Genomic DNA, 1,155 nt, shown 5'->3' on the forward strand with positions numbered 1-1,155 from the left:
TTCATCTGCCGCCACTTAGCTGCTTGTTCATTAGTCGCTGAATACTGCTGCTGAGCTTTAACAATAGTAGCTTCCACAATTGCTCTCTGGTGCTCCACTCCTGCTTTTTGTTGTTGTTGTCGTTGCTGACCCACATTTTGTTGAGCAAATTGTTTTGCATTACGATTGCTCTGGTTGGTGCTTCGCTTAGTTTGATTAGCGTATTCATCAGTATCAGCATCTTTATTATCGTCAATAAGTAATAAACCATTAAGCGCATATTTACGTGCGTATGAGCTTGCTGTACCTGTTATCTGGCTTTCATCCATGCCTTTTTTTGAATCAGGTTCACGAGCAAATCCTGATACACTAATGGCATCATCTTCACCCATACCCGCCGTAGCCGTAGCTTTGATATAAATACGATTACCAACCAATATTGGTTCATCGGATAGGGTAATGGATAATTGATTACTTTGTAGCAATGGTTTAACTGCTTCTAAAATATCCTCGGCACTCCGGTACTTATATTTACCAAACGAATTAAATTGCCCTTTTGGCGCTTTCAGTTCTGTTTGAACTTTTAATAACTTCTCTGCAACTGTCATCATTCATCCCCGTTAATAGTTTGTGTTAATCAATATTGTTCACTTTTTCCAGAACATCATTTACATAATTGACAAGCTCTTGATCAAGTCCATATTTAAGTTTTATTCGTACCAATGCAATCGTTAGTAACTTCGCCCGTTCTGCCAACTGCCCTACATTTGGAGACATTTTCATTCTTTCTTGAGTCTCAAAATAGTTAATTGATACCCGAATTGCTCCATTAGTGATTCCGGCATCTAAAACGGCAGTCTCATTATTTACCTCATTAAGAGTGGCGACCGCCAAACTAAATAATTCTTTAACTGAATCGCTAGCTTGATCCGCATTAATATTAATCATTTTATTTACTCCTATTTCCAGTTGAATCTTTCAGTAGTGTCGTAAACACCAACTCGCTCAATATCTTTTTCAATATCACTACCAAAACGTTTTTTAAGCTTGGCGGGTGACTTTAATTCAAAAGCATCCCAGCCCCAATCTTTCAAAAATTCAGCCTTCACTGTACTAGTTAAATCACCAGTTTTTAAAGTGGTTGAGGTAGTGATATTTGCATGATTAAACTCAGTA

2 protein-coding genes and 1 pseudogene are annotated in these 1,155 nt (G+C 37.7%); all 3 read right to left on the minus strand.

The genetic code is table 11. From position 1 onward, the window contains the following. A partial coding sequence (locus TT13_RS10835; protein WP_027699954.1) for an ERF family protein occupies nucleotides 1-590 on the minus strand: 590 nt, incomplete at its 3' end. Nucleotides 591-612: 22 nt separating this feature from the next. Next, on the minus strand, nucleotides 613-927 hold the full coding sequence (locus tag TT13_RS10840) for a hypothetical protein (RefSeq protein ID WP_027699955.1): 315 nt from the start codon (nucleotides 925-927) through the stop codon (nucleotides 613-615). 11 nt (nucleotides 928-938) lie between these two features. Beyond that, a pseudogene (locus TT13_RS11470) lies at nucleotides 939-1,155 on the minus strand (hypothetical protein); the annotation flags it as partial.

Origin of the sequence: Weissella oryzae SG25 (assembly GCF_000691805.2) — a bacterium.
Lineage (GTDB): Bacteria > Bacillota > Bacilli > Lactobacillales > Lactobacillaceae > Weissella > Weissella oryzae.

What these genes read in the sequence shown, in the direction of transcription:
- TT13_RS10840 (WP_027699955.1), bottom strand. Translation starts at nt 927, where the DNA reads ATGATTAATATTAATGCGGATCAAGCTAGCGATTCAGTTAAAGAATTA.